The organism is Nocardiopsis alba DSM 43377 (genome assembly GCF_000341225.1).
Classification (GTDB): domain Bacteria; phylum Actinomycetota; class Actinomycetes; order Streptosporangiales; family Streptosporangiaceae; genus Nocardiopsis; species Nocardiopsis alba.
Map to the genome: position 1 here is coordinate 79,229 of NZ_ANAC01000001.1, position 20,935 is coordinate 100,163.

16 protein-coding genes are annotated in these 20,935 nt (G+C 67.5%); 9 read left to right on the top strand and 7 right to left on the bottom strand.

Annotation, left to right across the window (positions count from 1 at the left end; translation table 11 throughout):
* Positions 1-69: 69 nt before the first annotated feature.
* Complete coding sequence (locus D451_RS0100395) at positions 70-735, bottom strand: class II aldolase/adducin family protein (RefSeq protein ID WP_014910374.1); 666 nt, start codon at positions 733-735, stop codon at positions 70-72.
* A 315-nt stretch (positions 736-1,050) separates the two neighbouring features.
* On the opposite strand from D451_RS0100395, the gene D451_RS0100400 reads away from it, so the two are divergent.
* The 8 genes from D451_RS0100400 (at position 1,051) to D451_RS0100435 (ending at position 11,256) form a co-directional block, all read left to right on the top strand.
* Positions 1,051-2,577 (top strand): aldehyde dehydrogenase family protein, encoded by a 1,527-nt coding sequence (locus D451_RS0100400; protein ID WP_017533014.1) that lies wholly within the window; start codon positions 1,051-1,053, stop codon positions 2,575-2,577.
* A gap of 173 nt (positions 2,578-2,750) precedes the next feature.
* Complete coding sequence (locus D451_RS0100405; protein WP_017533015.1) at positions 2,751-4,328, top strand: GMC family oxidoreductase; 1,578 nt, start codon at positions 2,751-2,753, stop codon at positions 4,326-4,328.
* Positions 4,325-5,491, top strand: a complete 1,167-nt coding sequence (locus D451_RS0100410; RefSeq protein WP_017533016.1) for a quaternary amine ABC transporter ATP-binding protein — start codon at positions 4,325-4,327, stop codon at positions 5,489-5,491. Before D451_RS0100405 ends, D451_RS0100410 begins: the two co-directional genes overlap by 4 nt.
* Before the next feature lies 1 nt (position 5,492).
* The gene (locus D451_RS0100415) at positions 5,493-7,454 is read left to right on the top strand and encodes an ABC transporter permease (protein ID WP_017533017.1); all 1,962 of its coding nucleotides are present in this window, start codon (positions 5,493-5,495) and stop codon (positions 7,452-7,454) included.
* Positions 7,447-8,418, top strand: a complete 972-nt coding sequence (locus tag D451_RS0100420; protein ID WP_026124709.1) for a glycine betaine ABC transporter substrate-binding protein — start codon at positions 7,447-7,449, stop codon at positions 8,416-8,418. The genes D451_RS0100415 and D451_RS0100420 overlap by 8 nt, the downstream gene beginning before the upstream one ends.
* Positions 8,419-8,557: 139 nt before the next feature.
* Positions 8,558-10,438: an endonuclease/exonuclease/phosphatase family protein gene (locus tag D451_RS0100425; protein WP_017533019.1), complete on the top strand. Its 1,881-nt coding sequence runs from the start codon at positions 8,558-8,560 to the stop codon at positions 10,436-10,438.
* 144 nt (positions 10,439-10,582) lie between these two features.
* On the top strand, positions 10,583-10,939 hold the full coding sequence (locus tag D451_RS0100430; RefSeq protein ID WP_241463267.1) for a type II toxin-antitoxin system RelE/ParE family toxin: 357 nt from the start codon (positions 10,583-10,585) through the stop codon (positions 10,937-10,939).
* Positions 10,936-11,256: a helix-turn-helix domain-containing protein gene (locus D451_RS0100435; protein ID WP_017533021.1), complete on the top strand. Its 321-nt coding sequence runs from the start codon at positions 10,936-10,938 to the stop codon at positions 11,254-11,256. Before D451_RS0100430 ends, D451_RS0100435 begins: the two co-directional genes overlap by 4 nt.
* Before the next feature lie 64 nt (positions 11,257-11,320).
* Here the strand turns inward: D451_RS0100435 and D451_RS0100440 are convergent, their stop codons facing one another.
* Positions 11,321-11,569, bottom strand: a complete 249-nt coding sequence (locus D451_RS0100440; protein ID WP_014908460.1) for a membrane protein — start codon at positions 11,567-11,569, stop codon at positions 11,321-11,323.
* 174 nt (positions 11,570-11,743) lie between these two features.
* Here D451_RS0100440 and D451_RS0100445 point away from each other — a divergent pair, with 174 nt between their 5' ends.
* Positions 11,744-12,304, top strand: a complete 561-nt coding sequence (locus tag D451_RS0100445; RefSeq protein WP_017533022.1) for a hypothetical protein — start codon at positions 11,744-11,746, stop codon at positions 12,302-12,304.
* 75 nt (positions 12,305-12,379) lie between these two features.
* Here the strand turns inward: D451_RS0100445 and D451_RS0100450 are convergent, their stop codons facing one another.
* The 5 genes from D451_RS0100450 to purL form a co-directional block, all read right to left on the bottom strand.
* Complete coding sequence (locus D451_RS0100450; RefSeq protein WP_017533023.1) at positions 12,380-13,558, bottom strand: outer membrane protein assembly factor BamB family protein; 1,179 nt, start codon at positions 13,556-13,558, stop codon at positions 12,380-12,382.
* Positions 13,559-13,684: 126 nt separating this feature from the next.
* Complete coding sequence (locus D451_RS0100455; RefSeq protein ID WP_017533024.1) at positions 13,685-15,043, bottom strand: PQQ-binding-like beta-propeller repeat protein; 1,359 nt, start codon at positions 15,041-15,043, stop codon at positions 13,685-13,687.
* A 339-nt stretch (positions 15,044-15,382) separates the two neighbouring features.
* Positions 15,383-16,816 (bottom strand): outer membrane protein assembly factor BamB family protein, encoded by a 1,434-nt coding sequence (locus D451_RS27110; protein ID WP_081616031.1) that lies wholly within the window; start codon positions 16,814-16,816, stop codon positions 15,383-15,385.
* A gap of 99 nt (positions 16,817-16,915) precedes the next feature.
* The gene (locus D451_RS0100460; protein ID WP_017533025.1) at positions 16,916-18,391 is read right to left on the bottom strand and encodes an outer membrane protein assembly factor BamB family protein; all 1,476 of its coding nucleotides are present in this window, start codon (positions 18,389-18,391) and stop codon (positions 16,916-16,918) included.
* Positions 18,392-18,586: 195 nt separating this feature from the next.
* A complete protein-coding gene (gene purL, locus D451_RS0100465; RefSeq protein WP_017533026.1) occupies positions 18,587-20,881 on the bottom strand; it encodes a phosphoribosylformylglycinamidine synthase subunit PurL in 2,295 nt (764 codons plus the stop codon).
* Positions 20,882-20,935 lie beyond the last annotated feature (54 nt).

Here is a 20,935-nt window from a genome sequence, read left to right on the forward strand (position 1 = left end):
GGGTCGGCCTTCACGGGAACGGGGCCCGCGACATCGTCGCGGGCCCCGTGGGCTTCGGTGGGGGAGGAACTAGAGGAAGGGGTCGGGTCCGGCCCAGCCGTAGGTGTCGCGGTGACGGATCTCGGCGAGCTCCTCCTCGGACAGCACGCGCGGTTCGCCGACCTGACGGGCGCGCAGGTAGGTGCCACTGAGCCAGTCGAGCAGCCGCAGGTTCTCCAGGGCGTGCTCCAGGTTCCGGCCGAGGGCGAGACCTCCGTGGCCGGCCAACAGGGCGGCATCGCGCCCCTTGAGGGCCTTGACCGCCTGGTCGGAGATGTCGCCGGTGCCGTAAGGGGCGTAGGGGGTGACGGCGACGGCGCCGCCCAGACCGGCGGCGCGGTGGTGGATGGGAGGGAGTTCGACCAGCACGGTCGACACGGCCACGGTGTCGATGGTGAAGGCGTTGACGACCGCGCCGACGTCGCGACCGTGTTCGGCCGCGTCGCGGTGGACGGCCAGGTGGAGGGTGGCCTCGGCGGCGGGGTCGCGCCGTCCTTCCAGCACACGGTCGTCCAGGGACATGACGGGGCAGTCGCCGGGGCCGAGCTGTTCCAGGGGGATTCCGTGCGGGGTGACGACCACGAGGTCCCCGCTGCGAACGCTGATGGTGCCCGCCTCGCCGGGCGCGGTGCCGGGGTGTCGGGCGATGGACCGGGCCGTCAGGCAGACGTCGCGACGTTCTTGTTCGAGCAGCATGCGTTCCTCGATCGGGTTCGCGGTCGGCACTCCAAGGGGTGCCCCGGATGAGCGGGACGAACCGACTTAGGTACACCTAAATGTACGTCAAAGTCTCGTTCCGGTATTCCCCAGTGCGGTGTGTTCCAAGACCGTGAGCGCGGGGTGGGACGTAGGTCTGTCCTCGAAGGGCCGGTGATACAGACCACCAAGGGGTGTCCCATAGTCCACCGGTCGGCGTTTCGCCTGATCAGTGATGCCTATGGCAACGTTGGGGTGAGTGTGACTTATGAGACGAGGCAGTTTGTGACTACCGATCTTGGGCAAAAGGGATCCGTGAAGCACCCTTACGTAACCCTGCCGTCCGCGCCGTACCTGGCAGAGCCCGGTTCGGCCACCGCCACCAGCCTCTACATCGACGGTGAGTGGCGAGCGGCGAAGAACGGGCGGGTCCGGGAGATCCTGGACCCCGCCGACGCCTCCGTCCTGACCATCGTCAGCGAGGGCGGAAGAGCGGACACCGAGGCGGCCATCGCCGCGGCCCGACGCGCCTTCGACACCGGTGAATGGCGTCGTACCTCCGCGGACGAACGCGGACGCGTCCTCGAGAAGATCGCCGACCTGCTCCAGCGCGACCGTGAAGAGATCGCGATCATGGAGTCGTTCGACACCGGCAAGACCATCGAGGAAGGCGGAATCGACGTCGACGACGTCACCAACGTCTTCCGCTACTACGCCGGTCTCGCCGACAAGGACGCGGGCCGTCTGGTCTCCGCGCCCGAGGGCGTCCACAGCAAGATCGTCTACGAGCCCGTCGGTGTCTGCGGCATGATCACGCCGTGGAACTACCCGCTGCTCCAGCTCGCCTGGAAGATGGCCCCGGCGATCGCCGCCGGCAACACCATGGTGATCAAGCCCAGTGAGGTCACCCCGGTGACCACCGCCAAGCTGGTGGAGCTGTCCACCGAGGCGGGCATCCCCGCCGGTGTGGTCAACCTGGTGATGGGCAGCGGCCCCGACGCGGGCGCGCCCCTGTCCGAGCACCCCGACGTCGACCTGGTCTCCTTCACCGGTGGTCTGGTCACCGGGCGCCGGATCATGGCGGCCGCCTCCGAGACGGTCAAGAAGATCGCCCTGGAACTGGGCGGGAAGAACCCGAACATCATCTTCCCCGACGTCGACCTGGACACGGCCGTGGACTACGCGCTCAGCGCCGCGTTCTTCCACTCCGGCCAGGTGTGCTCGGCCGGCGCGCGACTCATCGTGCACAACGACATCCACGACGCCTTCACCACCGAACTGGCCCGCCGCGCCGAGGCCATCCGGATCGGCCGAGGCCAGGACGAGGGCGTGCGTTGCGGGCCCCTGGTCTCCGCCGAGCACCGGGCCAAGGTCGAGAAGGCCGTGGCCCGAGGCGTGGAGGAGGGCGCGCGGGTGATCGCCGGAGGCAGGCGCCCCGACGACCCCGAGCTCCAGGACGGCTACTTCTACCGTCCCACCGTGTTCGTGGACTGCGACCGCGCCATGGACATCGTGCAGACCGAGGTGTTCGGTCCGGTCGTGACCGTCGAGCGCTTCGAGACCGAGGCCCAGGCTATCGAGCTGGGCAACGACACCGACTACGGCCTCTCCGGCGGCGTATGGACCGACGACACCGCCCGTGGCGAGCGTGTGGCGGCCGCCCTGCGCCACGGCACCGTCTGGATCAACGACTACGGGCCCTACTTCCCGGGTGCGGAGTGGGGCGGCTTCGGTCGTAGCGGCGTCGGCCGCGAGCTCGGCCTGGCCGGTCTCGACGAATATCGCGAGGCCAAGCACATCTATCGGAACCTGGCTCCCGAACCGCAGCGCTGGTTCGGCTGACCTTCCCAGGCCCCGGGGTTCGAACGATCCCGGGGCCCCGCCCGTTCGGGGGCACGAGCGCTTCCGCCGTGCCCTCGGCCGGGCCTTTCCACGAGAAGAAGAGACACCCGACGCAGCACAGGTCGGTTTCCCCCGACGCCCCCCATGCGTGACACAACGAGAGGAACCGGGTCGTGTCCAACGAAGAGACCGTGTACGACTACGTCATCGTCGGTGGTGGCACTGCGGGTTCGGTGATCGCCAACCGGCTCACCGAGGACCCCGGCACCACCGTCTGCGTGATCGAGGGCGGACCCGATGACCGGAACCTGGAGCACGTGCTCCGACTCCGCGACTGGCTGAGCGTCCTGGACGGTGAACTCGACTACGGGTACACCACCACCGAGCAGCCCAACGGCAACTCGCACATCCTGCACTCGCGCGCACGCGTCCTGGGCGGCTGCTCCTCGCACAACACCCTGATCAGCTTCCGGCCGTTCGCCGAGGACCTCGACGAGTGGGTCGCCGCCGGCGCCGAGGGCTGGGACAACGCCACCGTGCAGTCCTACGCCGACCGGATCAAGTGCAACATCATCCCGATCGCCGAGAAGGACCGCAACGACATGGTCAAGGACTGGGTGTCCTCGGCCTCGGAGGCGGCGAACGTTCCGGTGATCGAGGACTTCAACGCCCTCACCTCGCACGGCGACGGTTTCTCCGGTGGCGCGGGCTTCCTGTCCATCGCCTACGACCCCTACACCGGCTACCGCTCCTCGGCCTCGGTCGCCTACATGCACCCGATCATGGACGTGCGCGAGAACCTCACCGTGCTGCTGGAGACCTGGGTCGGACGGATCCTCTTCGACGGCGACCGCGCCACCGGGGTCACCGCCACCACCAAGGACGGCGAGCGGATCACCGTCAAGGCCCGTCACGAGGTCATCGTGTCGGCCGGCGCGATCGACAGCCCCCGACTGCTGATGCTGTCCGGCGTCGGTAACGCCGAGGAGCTGGGCGCCCTGGGCATCGAGTCGCAGCACGACCTGCCGGGTGTGGGGGAGAACCTCCAGGACCACCCGGAGTCGATCATCATGTGGGAGACCACCCGTCGGATCCCCGAGAACACCGTGATGGACTCCGACGCGGCCCTGTTCGTGCGACGTCACGAAGGCGACGACCCGCGCCCGGACCTGATGTTCCACATCTACCAGATCCCCTTCGACGACAACACGAAGCGGCTGGGCTACGACTCGCCCGAGGACGGCTACGCGGTCTGCATGACCCCGAACATCCCCCGGTCCCGTTCCCGAGGCAGGCTCTACCTCACCAGTGGCGACCCCGAGGCCAAGCCCGCCCTCGACTTCCGCTACTTCACCGACCCGGAGGGCTACGACGAGCAGACCATCGTGGACGGCCTGAAGATCGCCCGCGAGGTCGCCGAGACCGAGCCGTTCAAGTCCTGGATCAAGCGCGAGGTAGCCCCCGGGCCGAAGGTCCGGACCGACGAGGAGCTCTCCGAGTACGGCCGTCGCGCCGCGCACACCGTCTACCACCCGGCGGGCACCTGCCGTATGGGCGCCGTCGACGACGACGCGGCCGTGGTCGACCCTCGCCTGCGCGTGCGCGGGCTGAAGGGGCTGCGCGTGGCCGACGCCTCGGTGTTCCCGACCCTGCCCACCCCGAACCCGATGGTCATGGTGCTCGCGCTCGGGGAGCGCGCCGCCGACCTGATCCGCGAGGATCGGCGGGCCGAGGAAGGTGAGGCCCGATGAGCGCGCAGACCGCCGAGGAGAGCACGCCCCCGGGCGCCACGGACGTCACCTTCTCCGTCCGCAACCTGTGGAAGATCTTCGGTAAGAACGCCGACAACGTCATCGGCACCGAACTGGAGCGGGCCGACCGCGACCGCATCAAGGAGGAGACCGGCTGCACCGTCGCGGTGCGCGACGTCTCCTTCGACGTGCGCCCAGGCGAGACCTTCGTGGTCATGGGGCTGTCGGGGTCCGGCAAGTCCACGCTCATCCGCTGTCTGACCCGTCTGATCGAGCCCACCTCGGGTTCGGTCCTGCTCGACGGCGAGGACATCGGGGACGCCTCCGACCAGCGTCTGCGCGAGCTGCGTCGGCGCAAGATGGCGATGGTCTTCCAGCATTTCGGACTCCTGCCCAACCGCAAGATCATCGACAACGTCGCCTACGGGCTGGAGGTGCGCGGAATGCCGCGCGCCGAACGCTACGAGCGGGCCCGCGAGATGATCGAGATGGTCGGCCTGAGCGGGTACGAGAGCTCCCGTCCCGGCCAGCTCTCCGGAGGTATGCAGCAGCGCGTGGGCCTGGCCCGCGCCCTCGCCGTCGACCCGCAGGTGCTGCTGTTCGACGAGCCGTTCAGCGCGCTGGACCCGCTGATCCGCCGCGACATGCAGAACGAGGTCGTCCGGCTCCAGAAGGAGCTGAACAAGACCTCCGTCTTCATCACCCACGACCTTCAGGAGGCGCTCAAGCTGGGCGACCGCATCGCGATCATGCGCAGCGGAGAGATCGTCCAGGTGGGCACCCCCGAAGAGGTGGTCGGTCGTCCGGTCAACTCCTACGTAGCCGACTTCACCTCCGACGTGGCCCGCACGACCGTGCTCACCGCCCGATGGCTGGTCCGCGACGCCTACCCGGAGGAGCGCACCGACGGCCCGACCACCGAACCCGGCACCGTTCTGGCGGAGGTCCTGCCGATGCTCGCCGCGAGCACCGCCCCGGTCCGGGTCGTGGAGGGCGACACCCTCCTCGGCTACGTGGGCCGCGACGACGTACTGCGCGCCATCGCGGAGGATCAGCTGGAGGGCTCCGAGCAGGTCGACGCGATCGTCGAGGAGACGGTGGAGGAGATCTCCGACGACGTCGTCGACCCCGGGGGCGCCGCTTCGACGGGGAACGGTGGATGACATGGCCACGGTGACCGAACCCGCCGGCACCAAGGAGGCCGGCACGGAGAACACGGGGGACGGCGACGGCGGGCTTCTGCGCAGGAGCTGGTTCCAGGCCCTGCTGGTGGTCGTGGTGCTGATCCTGGGCTACCAGCTGACCCGCCTGATGGGCTCCCCGTCCTGGGCGGGCGGCTTCCCGGGCGCCACCGGCAGCGCCTTCATGGCCTGGCTCGATGGTGTCTACGCCTGGATCGTCGACAACCGCAACGACAGCCCGCTGTTCCTCTACTTCTTCAACTACATCTCCGTGGGCCTCGGGTCGGCCGTCGTGCTGATCAACCAGGTCCTGAACACGTTCACCTGGCTCGGCGTGACCGTCATCGGCGTGCTCGCCTCCTGGCGGGTCGCGGGATGGCGGGTGGCCCTGCTGGTCCTCGCCACCTTCGCGGTGTTCGCGCTGACCGGGCTGTGGAACGAGTCGATGACGACGTTGTCGCTCATCATCACCTCGGTGTTCATCGCCCTGCTGTTCGGCATTCCGCTCGGCATCCTGGCCGGTCGGAGCGAGGGGTTCTACCGGGCCATCCGTCCGGTGCTGGACTTCATGCAGATCATGCCGGCCTTCGCCTACCTGCTGCCGTTCGTGCTGCTCTTCGGCATCGGTAACGCGTCGGCCGCCGTGGTGACCGCCGTCTACGCGCTCCCGCCGGTCGTACGGATCACCGCGTTGGGCATCCGCGAGGTGAACAAGGGCGCCATCGAGGCGACGACCTCGTTGGGCTCCACCCCGTGGCAGATCCTCACCAAGGTGCAGCTGCCGCTGGCCAAGCGCACCATCCTGTTGGGCGTCAACCAGACCATCATGCTCGCGGTCTCCATGGTCGTCATCGCCTCGGTCATCGGAGCGGGCGGTCTCGGCGACGCCATCTATCAGGCGCTGTCCAAGATCAACGTCGGTCAGGCGTTCCAGGCGGGTCTGGCGATCGTCATGCTCGCCATCGCCATGGATCGGGTCACCGGCGCGGTCGGCCACGGAGCGCACACACCGCGGATCGAAGCACGTTATCGGCTGCCGCTCCTGGGCGGCATGCTCGCCGCGGCCGTCGCGGCGATGGTCGTGGGCCGTCTCCTCGACCTGGGAGGCTGGCCGCGCGACCTGTCGCTCCGGATCGACATCCCGGTGAACGCCTTCGACAAGGCGATCGAGGCGGCGATCGGCCCGGCCGCCGCCGCTCTGGGCTCCTGGACACAGAGCTGGATCCTCGGACCGCTCGACAACCTGCTCAGCGGATCGCCGTGGTGGTTGGTGACGCTCGCCGCCGCCGCGCTCGGGCTGATCTTCGCGGGCAGGCGGGTCGCGGTGATCTCCGCGCTCTGCTTCATCGCGATCGGCCTCCTGGGTGTGTGGGACAACGCCATGGCCACGCTCTCCCAGGTGCTGGTGGCCACGGTGGTCACCATCGCGCTGGGTGTGGTCCTCGGTGTCCTGATGTCGCGCAACGACGTGGTCGCCGTGGTGTTCCGCCCCGTGCTCGACTTCATGCAGACCCTGCCGCCGTTCGTCTACCTGATCCCGGCGGTGGCCCTGCTCGGACTGGGCCCCGTGCCCGCCCTGGCGGCCGCGGTCATCTTCGCCCTGCCTCCGGTGATCAGGTTGGTGAACGACGGTATCCGCGGGGTGCCCGAGGGCACCCTCGAAGCCGCCGTCTCCCAGGGCTCCACGAAGTGGCAGCTGCTCACCAAGGTGGAGCTGCCCATGGCGCGCGGCTCCCTGCTGTTGGCGGTCAACCAGGGCATCATCCTGGTCCTGTCCATGGTGGTGATGGGCGCCCTCGTCGGCGCCGGCGCGCTCGGTAACGACGTCGTCCTCGGGCTGGCGCAGAACGAGCTGGGCCTGGGTATCGCCGCGGGCCTGGCGATCGTGTTCCTGGGTCTGTTCCTGGACCGGGTGACGCAGGGAAGGAGGGCACCCCGTGCCTAGGTTTCTGAAGAGGGGCGTCCTGCTCCGGTCGCTCGCCGTGGGGTTGGCCCTGGTGATGGTGAGCTCCTGCGCGGTGCGCACCGATCAGATCGCCCGCGACCCCAACACCGTCCGGATCGCCGTGAACGGCTGGGTGGGCTACGAGGCCAGCGCCGAGGTACTGGCCAACATCCTGCGGGAGGAGATGGGCTATGAGGTCCAGCTCATCCGCGTGGACGAACAGCCCTCCTGGCAGGCGCTCGATCAGGGCGTCATGGACGTGATCGTGGAGAACTGGGGCCACGAGGAGCTGTTCGAGCTGTACGGACCCGACGGCAACGGCACCGCCGTGGACGGCGGTCCCAACGGCAACGAGGGTGTGATCGGCTGGTACGTCCCCGCCTACCTCGCGGAGGAGTACCCGGAGATCACCACCCTGGAGGGTCTGAAGGCCAACACCGACCTGTTCCGGACGGCCCAGACGGGCGACAAGGGCGAGTTCCTGGCCGGAGCCCCCGGGTTCGTCAGCCAGGACCAGGGGATGATCAACGCCTTCGACCTCGACCTCGAGATCGTCTACGCCGGGTCGGAGGCCGCTCAGATCACCGAGGTGCGGCGCCGTTACGCCAACGAGGAGCCGGTGCTCTTCTACTTCTACGACCCGCAGTGGTTCCAGGAGGAGGTGGACCTGGTCAAGGTCGACTTCCCCGACTATCACGAAGGTTGCGACGCCGACCTGGACGATGTTCCCTGTGACTACCCGGTCTACGACCTGAACAAGATCTTCAGGGCCGGTTTCGTGGAGGAGGACGACTACGCGTACCGCTTCCTCGACAACTGGAAGTGGACCAACTCGCAGCAGAACGAGGTCGCGCAGATGATCGCCGACCAGGGGATCTCTCCGCCCGAGGCGGCCGAGATCTGGGTGAGCGAGAACCGCGACGTGTGGGAGAAGTGGCTTCCGGAAGGCCACGAGACCCGCTGACGCGTGGACGACGGGTGGGGGCGGCGACCGGTGCGGTCGCCGCCCCCACCCGTGCCCGGGGTCTTCGCCCTTGCCACGGGCCGGGGGAGAAGGTGAGAATCCTTCGGGAACCTCGCCTGCCCCCACAGAGCGGAGCACCATGCGTCAGGGACGCCTCGCCACACTCCTCGGAACCGTCCTGCTGCTGGACGTGCTCCGGGTCTTCCTCCCCTCGCTCATCACCCTCTTCGGGCAGGCGGGCTCGACCGGCCCCGAGGTCATGGGCGCCTACGCCCTCGCCTGGTTCCTGCTCCCCTTCCCCGCCGTACTCCTGACCCGGTGGGTGCCGCCCGCCACCCTCGCCCTGGTCACGGCGGGCCTCCTCGTGGTCGGTCGGATCGCGCTCCAGGCCACCGAGGGAGGAGACCCCCAGCTCTACCTGTCCTCGGCCCTCGTGGGGCTGGGCGTCGTCTGGCTGACCTGCGTCGTGGCCGCCACCGCCACCGACGGTCGAACGAACGCGCACGAGGTGATGATCGGCGTGGTCGCCGGTACGGCCGCCTCGTCCGTCGCGCACACGGCACTCGGCACCGTCGATCCGCTCTGGCGCGAGGGCGTCCTCGTCTGGACCGGGGTCGTGGTCGTGTGCGCGGCCTTCCTCGCCGCGTCCCTGTGGACCCTGCGGGCCGAGGCGGGAGAACCCGCCCCCGTCGGCCCCCGCGCCTGGCTCTCCCTGGGGCCGCTGCTCTTCCTGACCGGCCTCTACACCGCCAACCCGGCCGTGGCCCGCACCCTCGCCGAGACCCCCTACGCGTCGGTCGTGATCGCGGTCGTCGCGGTCCTGTCCGTCGCCGTCACCGCCCGACCCCGCGCCTTCGTCCCGGGCCCCCTCGTCCCCTTGACCTTGATGCTCGTGGTCCTGACGGCGTTGTCGCTCGTGTCCTCACTCGACGGCGACGTGCCCGGCGTGCCGCCCACCTGGACCTGGGCGCTCCTCGTCCCGGGACAGCTCGCCCTGGCCGCCTGCGCCGGGCTGGCGGTGTCCCGCCCCGCCCCTGGGACCACCGCGGCGCGCACCGGGGCCCTCGCCGCCTCGGGGCTCCTGCTCTTCGTCGTCCTGGTGTTCGCCTTCTACGCCGCCTACGACCTGCACATCCCCAACACGTACGTACCGTTCCTCGCTCTGCTCCTCCTCGCCGCGGCGCTCCCGCTCCGCCCCGGAACGGACACGACCCCACCGGCCCGGGCCATGCCCGGGGCCGTCGGCGCCGCCGCCCTCGCCCTGGCCGTCACGCTCGCCCCCCTCTTCGTCCGAGTCGAGACCACCCCCGCCGAACCCGGCTCCGACGGCCTACGGGTGGCCGCCTACAACGTGCGCATGGGGTTCGGCATGGACGGACGCCTGTCCACCGCCGAACAGGCCGAGACCCTGCGCGCTCTGGACGCCGACGTCATCGCGCTCGGCGAGGTGGACCGGGGCTGGCTGCTCAACGGAGGTCACGACCACCTGTCGGCGCTCGCCGAACACCTGGGCATGACCGCCTACTGGGGGCCCGCCGACGGCCCGTTCTGGGGAGACGCCCTGCTCACCAACCTTCCGGTCACCGAGGTGCGCGGCCACACCCTTCCCGCGAGCGGACCCACCGGCGCCCAGGCTCTGGAGGCGACCCTGACCTGGCGGGGCGCCGATGTCACGGTGATCGCCACCCACCTGCAACCCGAGGGCTACGACCTGGCCGACCCGAGCTCCCGAGCCCAACTGGCCGCCCTCATGGAGATCGCCGAGGCCGCCCACGGCCGCGGCACGCCCGTGGTGGTCGCGGGCGACCTCAACCTCGAACCCGAGGACCTGCCCTTGGGAGAGACCCTCCACGACGCCTTCGCCGACGCGCGCCCCTTCCCCACCATGGTCGCCGCCGCCCGCTCCGAGCAGCAGATCGACCACATCCTCGTCACCGACGACTGGAGGCCGAGCGACCCCGCCGCCCCGGACGTGCCCCACTCCGACCACCGCCCCATCGCCATCACCCTCCACCCCTGACGGTGACGTTCCGCCGAACCATCGGGCATTCCGCATCTCGCGGTTTTCTCGAAACCAGGGCCGACTCCGAGCAGGACCTTTAGGATTTCCTAAAGTCCGGGTAGTCTTTCAAGGAGGATGGCGTTGGGATCATGGGAGATCCTCATGACCGAGGATGTGGAACGCTTCCTTGATGAGCTCTATGAGAAGGACCGGAAGTCGCACTCTCTGGTGAACCAGGCGATTCTCGTCCTGGAACGTAACGGGCCCGGGGAAGGGCGACCCTTGGTGGACACCGTCGTCGGAACCTCGGTGGCGAACCTGAAGGAGCTGCGCCCCGGTTCCTCGGCCGGAAGTGAGGTGCGTGTTCTCTTCGCTTTCGACCCATGGCGTTCCGCGATCCTTCTGGTCGCGGGGGACAAGTCCGGTCGATGGCGTTCGTGGTACCGATGGGCGGTACCGCGAGCCGAACTCCTCTATGGGGATTACCTGTCGGAACGGCGAGAGGCGGACGAGGCATGAGCGTGGGTCGAAGCTGGCGTGACAGCGGCCATCTGGAGAAGGCCGTCGAGACCTCCGGCGGGGCGGAGCGGTTCGAGGCCGAGGTCGCTCGTCTCCAAGACCAGGCCAGGGCTTGGCGTCTGGTCGAGATGCGGAGGCATCGAGGGCTGGGGCAGGCCGAGGTGGCGCGTCGAATGGGGGTCTCGGTCTCCAGGGTCTCCCAGATCGAATCCGGTGACATCTCGACCCGCGATGTCCTCGACCGTTACGTCACGGCCTTGGGCGGAACACTCGTTCTGGTGGCCGACTTCGGGGACGAGCAGCTGAAGGTCGGCTGAGCAGGAGGGGTGGGAGGCCGGAGCGGCTCCGGCCTCTACCGTCCTCTTCATCCGACGGTGTGGATCAGTGCTGGGGGCGCTCGTAGTGGAGCCGCCGGTTCACCCAGTAGACGTTCACACAGGCGGCGACGAAGCCCGCGCCGAGGAGCACCGCCAGCCAGAGCTGGTCGGTCCAGAGCACGGCGGCGATGGTGCCCAACAGGAGTACCAGGGCCCCGAACACCGCCAGGACCCGCCGGAAACCCAGGGCGCTGGCCGGGCGGTCATGGCTGCCGAGCGCGCCCTTCAAGCTGCCACGTCTGGCGCGTTCCATCTTCCTCCACCTCCTCCTAGTAGTCCTACCCCAGTGGGACCGGGTCCTTCCTCCGGGGTGCCCTTCAGGCAGGGGCCGTTAACGCGCACGGCGGGGGAGGGGCGGTGCGCGGTGGGTCCGTCTCCTTCAACAGAATGGGGTGGACCTTCCGACCATCGCCCCCGAAGGAGCAGCTTGTCCCGCCACCCGGGCCGCGGGCCCGCCTTCTCGATCATCGCTCTGTCGATCGTCCTGGCTCTGGCAGGTTGCTCCTCCGCCGAACCCGAGCCCCCACCGGACACCGAGTACGCCTCCGAACTCGTCTCGGTCTTCTGGGTCGAACGTCAGGTGCGGGTGGTCACCCTGGATCGGATGATCGACGAAGTGGGATCGGACGAGGTGCTCGTGAACATGGGTGGTGCCCGTGAGCTCCTGTTCGACCAAGGGATCATCGTCCCCGAAGGAGGGGGTGACGCGGACGTGGACTGGGAGGCCGGCTACCAGGACGGTGACCTGGAGGGGTACGTCGTCGAGCTCGACGAGGACGCCTGGGACACCATGGTCGGCTTCAACCGGATCGACAGCGCCCTGAACGACGCCATGCACCACAACGAGGTCACCTGGTGCGGGGACACCGTCACCGGCGAGGAGTTCGTCGACGCCTACATGGACGAGCACCAGGGGGCCTTCGACACCCACGACGCCTACGAGGCGAGCGTCGCCGACCACGTCGACTGCGGCGACGGAAGGATCTGACCCGCCCCGAGGACGGAGAGACCCGCGCCCGCCCGAGGGACTCGGGCCGGCGCGGGCGGGTTCATTCGTAGGTGCTCACCTGAGCGCCACGACGCCCTCGATGGCGTCGATGCCGGCCCCGCGTTCCACCGGGACATAGGCGATGACCGACCCGGGCACGGAGAGCAGCCGACCGGGATCGAGACTGCTCGCCGTGGCGGTGGTGGTCGCGGTGATGACGTCCTCCGCGCCCTCGTCGTCCCAGGGGGTCACCACGACGTCGATCGCGTCCTCGTCGGAGCCGCGTTCCATGTCGATGGTGAGCAGGTGGTCGGGCAACCCGACGGCGGTCTCCGGTGTGTCTCCGGAGAAGCGCCCGTCGGGAAGGGTGACCGAGGAGAGCACCTCTCCGTCGAAGGTCCGCAGCTCGTGGCTCGGATCCTCCGCCAGGTGATCCGGACCGGCGAGGTAGGTGCCGTCCCCGAGCTCCAACACCGGTTTCGGGGACTCGGCGAGGACCTCACCATCGGCGGGGTCGATGATCGTCCACCCCTCCTCACCCGGAAGGTCGGCCACCAGGCGGCCCTGGAGGAGCTTCGCCTCCGCCAGGCCTCGGCCCTCGGTGTCCTCGGCCTCCCGACGCCACAGCTCCTCGCCGTTCTTCGGGTCCAACGCCACCAGCGCGTTCATTGTGTCGGGGGCGGGGACGCGGAGCGCGCCCTCGGAGGTGTCCTCCGAGCAGTGCAGGAGCAGGACGATCGCCTTGGGCGACAGGAGCGTGGTGATCGTGCGGGAGGGGCCGCCTTCGGAGCAGGTGAGGGTCTCCTCCTGCCGCCAGAGGAACGCTCCGGTCTCCAGATCGGTCGACTCATGGAGGGCCTCGGTGGCCTCACCTTCACGGTGGAAGAGGAACTCGCCGTCCAGAAGACGGCCCTCGCCGTTCCAGTCGAGGTCCCGGGCCGCGGCCTCCCCGGTGGAGGTGTCCAGTAGCAGGGCGGGCTCATCCGAGGCCGATACGAGGGCGAGTTCCCCCGAAGGGGAGAAGGAGGCGGAGAACCCCTCCGCCTCGGGCGCCTGGTAACGCCACAGTTCGTCACCGGTGTCGCCGCGCAGTCCGACCAGCCCGTCCGTCAGTTCGATGACGGCCCCGACCGGACCCGCGTGCACCTTCGAGACACGTTCGCCCTCGCCGGGACTCCACTCCCAACCGACCTCGCTCACGGAGGCCATGGCCTCGGGTGCCGTCGGCGACTCGTCGGCGACCCGGTGGATCACGGACCCCCGGAGCCGGTACAGGCAGGTGTCGCCAGGGCCAGGCAGAGCGCGGTCGCGGAGATCCTCCGTTTGTTCATATCGCGGGTTCTCCTCGTGATGGGGGGTCGAGTGACGGGGGGCGCGTCGTCATGCGAGGCCGATGAGGTGGCCCTCGGAGCCGGGCCGATAGAGGACCACGCTTCCAGGGGTCTCCACGAAGACCCCTCTCCCGCTCTGGACGATCGCTTCGACCTTCTCGGACTCGATGGCCCGCGGCGGGGTCTTGCCCTCCCAGGGGAGGAAAAGGACCGTTTCGTCGATGTTCCTCTCCGCGCACTCGTCGACGCATCCCGGCGTGACGACTCCGCCGTCGAGGGGGAGAGAGTAGGAGGCGCTCCCGGCCGGTCGGATCCGGTGGTATTCGAAGGGGTCGCCGCTGAGAGGGTCTTCCGTCGAGGTTCGTCGAAGGATCTCTCCGTCTCCTGTTCTCGTGTTCGTGAACTCGGGGAGGCCTGTGCTCCCGGGTGTCCTTTCGGAGACGACGACGTTCTCGTCGTCGAAGTCGATGATCCTGCCCGGTCCCTCGTCCCTCTGAAGACTCCGGAGGTCATCGTGGAGGACCTCTCCCGTGGCCGGGACGAAGAGGGTGGAGCCGGAGGTCGTCTCGGCCAGGAGCGCGCTCTCGTCACGAGAGACGTTGATACCGGCGGAGTAGGGGACGTCGATCTCCGAGCGGGTCTCCCTCTCGAGAAGGAGATCGTCCTCGACGGTCCAAGAGACCTCTCCGCTCCACGCGTCCAGGACGACGAGATTCCCCGGTGAACGCGGAGCGTCGGGTTCACCCTCCTCTCGATGCTCCTCGCACAGTTCGGCCATGACGTAGTGTTCGCCGCTGGTCGCCACGGAGTAGTCGGCCGTGTCTCCGAAGGTGTTCGATCCACGGAGCGCCTGGATCTCGCAGCCCCGCTCCGGTAGGTACTCCCAGGCGATGTCCCCGCTGTGCAGGTCGCGGGCGACGATGCCGCCGTCCCGGGCCTCGATCCAGTCGTGGTCGGACAGGTTCAGGAGACTCGGAGGTTCGGAGTCGAGGGGGTATTCGTATCTCTCCTGGATCTCTCCGGTACCGCTGTCCAGCAGGGAGACGTGGTTCTCATCGTCACGGGCCTGTGAGACGACGGCGTACCGTCCGTCTGGGGTGACCGACGCGCTGACATCGGAGCCATCGAGGTCGCTGAGGTAGCCCCAGAGTTCCCCGCCTGTGGTCCCGTCGAGTCCGATGACGCCTCGTTCCATGACCACGACCGGGCCGGCGAGCCCGGGCATCACGGTGACGATCGAGTGGCCCTCGGGGGTGTCCCATTCCCAGGCGATGTGGTCGACCTCGTGAGGAACGTCTCCGACCTCGGGTTCTCCGTCGGAGGTGAAGTGTTCGTGGTCGCGGGGCAAGAGCGTGAACACGCCGATCCCGACGATGAGGGTCAGTGCGACCGCGACCGTCAGGAGCATCTTTCCTTGAAAGTATTTTCTCAAAGTACGCCCGTCGCCCATTTCGGATCTGAGATTATCTTTTTAATATTCGAGTGGTTCGACGGCTTGAATTTGTAATATTGCATGCTCGGCCTCTTGTTCATCCAAGGCCGATGATCTCCGGTATTTTTCCGTCTGCTGTCGTGTATGCAATGATGCTGCCCGGAGAATGAATTCGTGGCTACCGGGGGTCCTCTCCCGTTGAAACTGTGCTCTCGAGAGCCAGTGGATTAAAGTTTTTTCGTGACTGTCTTTCGCCTTTATGTTGGATGTAATCGAGAATTGCTTGTTCTCTTTGGGGAATTTTTTGGTCGTTATCTACTTGAGGCCAAATATCTCGGGGATGCTGCCTTCATGTTTCATGTAGGCGATCACGCTACCCGGGGAGGCGAGGAGTGTATGGGTGCTCTGATCAGAGGTATCCGAAGGAAGTGGAATTTCGACCGTTTCCTCCTCTCCTTCGGGCGTCGAGGGAATGAAGGTGACTGTGTCCGTATAATTAGTTTTCGTGTTCTCTTCACATTCATTTTTGCAGGTTGTGGTGAGGATTCCCCCGCGCAAGGGAATAATATTTGGCCATGAGAAGGAGATGTTGAGGTCTTCCGGGAGAAGGAGGTAGTGGTTGAAGTCGGTGCTGGGAAGGGTGGTCGTTGATTCAATATTCCCTGAGCGCGTGTCGGCCGTCGTAAATATGGAAGGCTGGTCATATATATGACGAGTGACGTCGATGATACGATCTTCGTTCGCGTCCAGGATCGCCGAGTCGTCGGGGGAATCGGGGAAAATATCACGAGTGTCGTCGAGAATGATATTCCCAGTATCGATATCGACGAGACTATTTCCTTGCTCTGTCGTCACGGTTATGTAGCCAGGATCCCACATCGGATTCATGTCGGTTTTTCTAACATCGTATTCAATGTCTATCTCACTTCTTGCAAGAGATATTCGATTCTCGATTGTCCATTTCTCTGATCCGTTTTCTGCATTGAGTGCGATCAGATCGCCATGGAAGGTTCCTTCGCTGACATCTTCGTCACAGTATTGGCCGAATATAAGAGTTTCCTCTCCGATTAGAACACTGAAGTCCTCAAAGTTCTCATGGGAATAGTTATATAGAATTCGACATTTCGAGTCCGGGGTGTAATCCCATTTTTTCTCTCCCGTGAAGATGCTCAGGGCGGCGAAGCCATCACCATCGGGTTCGAGCCATGTATCCGTCGAAAGGCGATCCAGCGAGGGGAGGGGAGGACGAGCTCCGTCATCGACCTCCTCTTCAGGAGGGGAGAATCGATACTCGTCGATGAGCTGGCCCGATCCCGATTCGAGGATCGCCATGTTCACGTACTCCACCGTTTCCCGGGGATGCCAGGCCAGCACGGTGTACTCACGATCGGATGTGACTCCGACTCTGATGGAGTCTGATCGGGACGAAGGGGCGCGTAGATCGTTGACCCTGTAACTCCAGATCTCCGTACCGTTAGAGCCATCAAGGGCCGATACACCGTCCTCGTACATCACGATGGGCCCTGCCGGACCGATAAAGACGGATTGTGCGGTGGTCTCTTCATCGGGTTCCCACGTCCAGGAGATCTCCTGAATCGTTCCCGGGGTCTCGGCGGGTTCGACATCTTGGACGATGATTCGATGATCACCGAAAGGGGACGGCCATAGAAGAAAAGCTCCCACAGTGGCCAGGGTCAGCGTCGTCGTCGAACCAACGAATATGATTCTTTTATTCAGATTCTCTTTCATTTCCCGCCCTCTTCGCTCGATGACATCTTCAGGTGCCGGCCTGAGTGAGGCCCTCGACCTATCGGGTTCCGTGTCCACCAGCGGACACGGAACCCGATCTCATGTGAGGCCGATGAGTGTTCTCGTGGTCCCCTGCTCCCCGTGGGGTCGCCAGGCCACGATGCCGCCGGGGACCTTCATGAACAGTCCGGGGCCCGAGCTGTTCACCCCGCCGAGCATGGGCATCTCGATAGGCTCCTCCGCTCCGTCCCCGTTCCGGGGGGAGAAGAGGGCGAGAAGGGGCACGCCCGCGCCGCAGGCCGTCTCACAGGCACTGATGAGCAGTCCGTTCTCCAAGGAGAGGGAGGTTCGACCGCTGTCCGTGGGCCTTCGGTGGCTGTACTCGGGGCCTGGAAAGAGCCGCTGACCTTCCACCCTGGCCTCGTCGGTGATCCGGTTCTGTTCCAGATCGATACGGCCGATCGTGAGTGAGTCCTCTTCGGAGGGACTCTCCGTGACCACGGAGAGCCGTTCGGGTTCCAGGTAGGAGAACGCCGATGGGCGGTATTCCTCCTCGGGGAGTTCTCCGAGTCGTTCGTACCGGGGTTCCCCGGTCTCCAGGTCGAAGAGGGTCGGGCCTGAGGTGGTGTGGGCCAGGATCGCGGTCTGTTCGGTGTCCAAGGTGATGGGGGTCCGGAAGCCGAGGTTGTCGGAACCGGAATCTCTGCGGAACAAGATGTCGGTGATGGCGGGCCAGGCGGGTTCGCCGGTGGCGGCGTCCAGGGCGACGATACGACCGGTGGATTCCACAGCGGTCTCGTGAGAGTCCTGCTCCTCCGGGAGCCCACAGTGCTCGGGGAAGACGAACAGGTCTCCTGTGCTTGCGATGGTGTAGGGGGCCAGGTTGACGGCGTAGGCCTGGGAACGGATGGTGCACCCGTCGGGCGGGGTGTAGTCCCAGGCGACATCGCCGTCACTCAGGTCACGGGCGAGGAGGCCGGTTTCGGTGGCTTCCGGCCAGGTGTGGTCGCTGAGAGCTCGTGGATCGGGGTCAGGGTCTTTCCAGGTGAAGGATCTCTGGGAGGTATCGCCTTCGATCCGGTGGTCGAAGCGGTGGTCGATCTTCCCGGTGCGGGAGTCCAGGATGGTGACCTTGTTGAGAGCGCCCTCGTCCAGTCGCCGGATCTGGAAGATGACGGTGCGCTCTCCGCCAGGGGTGACCCCGGACAGGGTGTGGATATCGGGGTCTGTCGTGGTGATGCCCCAGAGCTCCTCGCCGGTGGTACCGTCCAGCGCGATCGCGCCGTGGTCGGTGAGGGCGATGGGGCCGGCGGGTCCGGGGGCGACTTCTTGGATGGTGGTGCCGTCGGGGGTGTCCCATTCCCAGGCGATGTGGTCGATCTCGCGAGGAACGTCTCCGACCTCGGGCTCTCCGTCGGAGGTGAAGTGTTCGTGGTCGCGGGGCAGGAGCGTGAACACGCCGATCCCGGTGATGAGGGCCAGTGCGGCCGCGACCGCCAGGGCCACCTTCCATCGGGTGATCCACGCGATCGGTCCGTGTCCGTCCTCGCGGCGCTTTCGGGGGGTCTCGTTCATGGTCCGGGGGATGTCCTCGTCGTCCGTTCGGGGGCGGTCGATCCGGCGGAACGGGCGAAGGGCGCTGGACGCCGTTCCGGCCGGAACCGCGGTCGTACGATCCCATAGCGTCGCGAAGGGGACCCGGACGGCCTACCCCTTCAAGGCATGCGAAAGGGGGCGTCCCGGCCGGGACGCCCCCTCGGTCGTTCGGTTCTACACGCCGTCCATCAGGGCGGGAAGGGCCGCCTCGTAGGAGGAACGCAGGTCGTCGAGGCCGATCTCCACGGAGCCGCCGGGGTGCTCGACCACGAGGGCATCGCCGCCGACGGTGCCGATCCGACGGAGCGGAACGCCGTGCTCGGCGGCCAGGGCCGTGAACGCCTCCGCCTGCTCGGGGCCGACCGAGACGATCGCGCGCGCGGCCGACTCGCTGAACAGTTCGGTGAACACGTCCTCGGAGACCTCGACCCGGATGCCCCGGCCGCCGCGCAGCGCGGACTCGGACAGCGCGACGCCCAGGCCGCCGTCGGACAGGTCGTGCGCGGCCGTGGCCAGGCCCCGCTCGGCGGCGGTGGCCAGGACCTCGCCCAGCGCGGCCTCGGCGGCCAGGTCCACCTCGGGCGGCAGTCCGCCCAGGTGCTCGTGCACCACGTCGGCCCAGGCCGAGCCGCCGAACTCGGGGCGGGTCTCGCCGAGCAGGAACACGTGGGCGCCGTCGGCGTCGAAGCCCGAACGCAGACGGGCGTTGACGTCGTCGATGACCCCGAGCACGCCGATGACCGGGGTGGGGTTGATCGCCACGTCACCGGTCTGGTTGTAGAAGCTGACGTTGCCGCCGGTCACGGGGGTGCCGAGCTGCTTGCAGGCGTCGGCCAGACCGCGGGTGGCCTCGGCGAACTGCCACATGACCCCGGGGTCCTCGGGGGAGCCGAAGTTGAGACAGTTGGTGACGGCCAGCGGGCGGGCTCCGGTGGCGGCGACGTTGCGGTAGGCCTCGGCGTAGGCCAGGCGGGTGCCCGTGTAGGGGTCGAGTCGGGTGAAGCGACCGTTGCCGTCGGTGGCCAGGGCCACGCCCCGGTCGGAGTCGTCGGCGATGCGGATCATGCCGGAGTCGTGCGGGGTGGACACGACGGTGTCGCCGCGCACGTAGCTGTCGTACTGGCCGGTGACCCAGGTCGGGTCGCCCACACCGGGGGCTCCGAGCACGCGCAGGAGCTGTTCGCGCAGTTCGGTGTCGTCCTTCGGGCGGGGCAGCGCGGCGGCGTCGTCGGACTGGAGGGCGTCCTGCGAGTCCGGGCGCGCGTAGGGGCGCTCGTAGACGGGGCCCTCGTCGGAGGCGGTCCGGGGCGGCATGTCCACGACGGTCTCGCCGTGCCAGGTCATCACGAGGCGGCCACCGCGTTCGGCCTCCTCGGGGGTCACGTCGGTGACCTCGCCGATCTCGGTGGCGAGGATGCCCCACTTGTCGCAGACGGCCAGGAAGGCGTCCATCTTGGCGGGTTCGACGATCGCCATCATGCGCTCCTGCGACTCGCTCATGAGGATCTCCTCAGGCGTGAGCCGGTGGTCGCGCAGCGGAACCCGGTCGAGCTGGATCCGCATCCCACCGGTGCCTCCGGCGGCCAGCTCGGTGGTGGCGCAGGAGACGCCGGCGGCGCCCAGGTCCTGGATGCCCACCACCATGTCCTCGGCGTACAGCTCCAGGCTGCACTCGATGAGGAGCTTCTCCATGAACGGGTCGCCGACCTGGACGCTGGGCCGCTTGGCGTGCGACTCGTCGTCGAAGGTGGCACTGGCCAGCACCGAGGCGCCGCCGATGCCGTCGGGGCCGGTGGTGGAACCGAACAGGACCACCTTGTTGCCGGGGCCGGGGGCCTGGGCGAGCTTGATGTCCTCGTGCTTCATGACGCCCACGCACAGGGCGTTGACCAGCGGGTTGCCGATGTAACCGGGGCCGAAGCCGATCTCACCGCCGATGTTGGGCAGGCCCAGGCAGTTCCCGTAGAAGGAGATGCCCGAGACGACGCCGGGCAGGACCCGCTTGGTGTCGTCGGCGTCTGCGGGGCCGAAGCGCAGGGCGTCCATCACCGCGACGGGGCGGGCTCCCATGGTGAGGATGTCGCGGACGATGCCGCCCACGCCGGTGGCCGCGCCCTGGTGCGGTTCCACGTAGGAGGGGTGGTTGTGCGACTCGATCTTGAAGGTGACGGCGTTGCCCTCACCGACGTCGACGACGCCCGCGTTCTCGCCCATGCCCACCAGCAGGGCGTCGCTTTCGGGGGCCTTCTCCCCGAACTGGCGCAGGTGCACCTTGGAGGACTTGTAGGAGCAGTGCTCGCTCCACATGACCGAGTAGATCGCCAGCTCGGCCGCGGTGGGCCGGCGGCCCAGGATCTCGCGGACCCGCTCGTACTCGTCCTTGGCCATGCCCAGTTCGGCGTACGGCTGAGGGGTGTCCGGGGTGTCGTGCGCCGTGGCGACGGTGTCGAGGCCGGGTACTTCAGACATGCGGTGGTTCCGTTCGGGTGTCGCGGAGTTGCGCGGGTTCTTCGGTCCGGGCCT